A 1,868-nucleotide genomic window follows, 5' to 3' on the forward strand; every position below is an offset into this window, starting at 1 on the left:
AACTGCTGCGCCGTGAGCCCAGGCCGCCCCAGGTACCCCCGCGCCAGCGTCGCCCCTCCGATGCACAGCTCCCCCAGCCCGCCCACCGGCACCTCGTTGCCCTCCCCGTCCAGCACGTACACGCTGCGCGATGCGTACGGCACCCCGATCGACACGATCGCCTGCTCCACGTCCTGCGCACACGTCTGCCGGTACAGGCACGCCACCGTCGTCTCCGTCGGCCCGTACAGGTTGTCCAGCCGGATGTGCGACAGCGGACCCGCCCGCCACTGCCCCAGCGCGTCGCCCGGCAGCCCCTCCCCGCCCACCGTGATCTGCCGCAGCGCTGCCAGCCGCGACGCCGCCGGCGGCTCGCGCAGCCACTGCTGCCAGTACGCCGTCGGGATGCGCGCAAACGTCACCCGCTCCTGCGCCAGTTGCCGGCTCATCGTCTCCAGGTCCCACGCCTGCGCCCCGCGCATCTCCACCTGCCCCCCGCTCATCAGCGCCGGCAGCATCTCGTGCAGCGACACGTCGAAGTTCACCGTCGAGGACTGCAGCTGCCGGTCCCGCGCCGTGATCCCGTACGCCCCGATGAAGTCCGCCAGGTGCAGCGCCAGCGCGCGCTGGCTGATCGCCACGCCCTTGGGCCGACCCGTCGAGCCCGACGTGTAGATCACGTACGCAAGCTGCTCCGGATGCACCGCCACCTCCACCGGCTGCGCCGATTCGTCCGCCACCTGCGTCACCGCGATCACCTCGCGCCCGCCCAGCAGGCCCTGCAGCCGCTGCGCCGTGCCCGCATCGGCCAGCACCCGGCTCACGCCCGCGTCCTCCAGCATGTACGCGAGACGCTCTGGCGGGTACTCCGGGTCCAGCGGCACGAACGCCGCGCCCGACTTCATCACCCCCAGCAGCGCCGCCACCAGCCCCGCCGAGCGCGTCATGCACACGCCCACCCGCTCGTCGGCGCGCACGCCCATGCGCAGCAGCCGCCGCGCGATGCGGTTGGCCCACCCGTCCAGTTCTCCGTATGTGAGCCGCTCGCCCTCGCAGTGCAGTGCCTCGGCCTGCGGACTGGACTGCGCCTGCCGTGCGAAGCGGAGAATCACCGGCTCGAACGCGCGCGTGACCGGCACCGTGTGATGACGCGCATCGACGCCCAGCCGGATCTGCCCGAGGTGCAGGTCGCACTCCGGCTGCGCGGCGATCTGCTCCACGATCTCCACGTAGTGGTCCAGCATGCGCTGCACCACCGCCTCGTCGAAGATGTCGCCCGCGTACGTGAGCGATACTGCCAGGCCGCCTTCTGCCTCCTCCGCCGTGTTCAGCACCAGGTCGAAGCGCGCGGTCTGCGCGCCCGCGCCCACCGGCGAGACCGTCAGCCCAGGCAGCGCCAGCGGCGCGCCCGGTGCCCCCGCGTGGTTGAACATCGCCTGGAACAGCGGCGTGTGGCTCAGGCTGCGCTGCGGCTGCAGCGCCTCCACCAGCCGCGCGAACGGCAGGTCCTGGTGCGCCTGCGCCTCCACCACCCGCTCGCGCACCTGGGCGAGCAGCGCCGCGAAGTGGGACACCCCGGCCAGTTCCGTGCGGATCACCAGCGTGTTCACAAAAAAGCCGATCAGCCCCTCGGTCTCCGCCCGGTCGCGGCCGGCCACCGGCACGCCCACGCGCAGGTCCTGCTGGCCGCTGTAGCGTGCGAGCAGCACGTCGAAGGCGGCCAGCAGCGTCATGAACAGCGTCGCGCCGTGGCGCTGCGAGAGCTGGCGCAGCGCGCGCGTGGGCGCCGCGCCCAGGCGCCGTGCCACGCGCCCGCCGTGCGCGGCGCGCAGCCCCGTGCGCTTGCGCGAGACCGGCAGTTCCAGCACCGGATGCTCGTCGCCCAGCCG

At 73.2% G+C, this 1,868-nt stretch carries 1 protein-coding gene; it reads right to left on the reverse strand.

Annotation, left to right across the window (positions count from 1 at the left end; genetic code table 11):
- The coding region (locus BFE01S_RS41665; protein WP_042340097.1) for a non-ribosomal peptide synthetase at nucleotides 1-1,868 on the reverse strand (1,868 nt) is incomplete at both ends.

Source organism: Paraburkholderia ferrariae NBRC 106233 (genome assembly GCF_000685035.1).
Taxonomy (GTDB): Bacteria; Pseudomonadota; Gammaproteobacteria; order Burkholderiales; family Burkholderiaceae; genus Paraburkholderia; species Paraburkholderia ferrariae.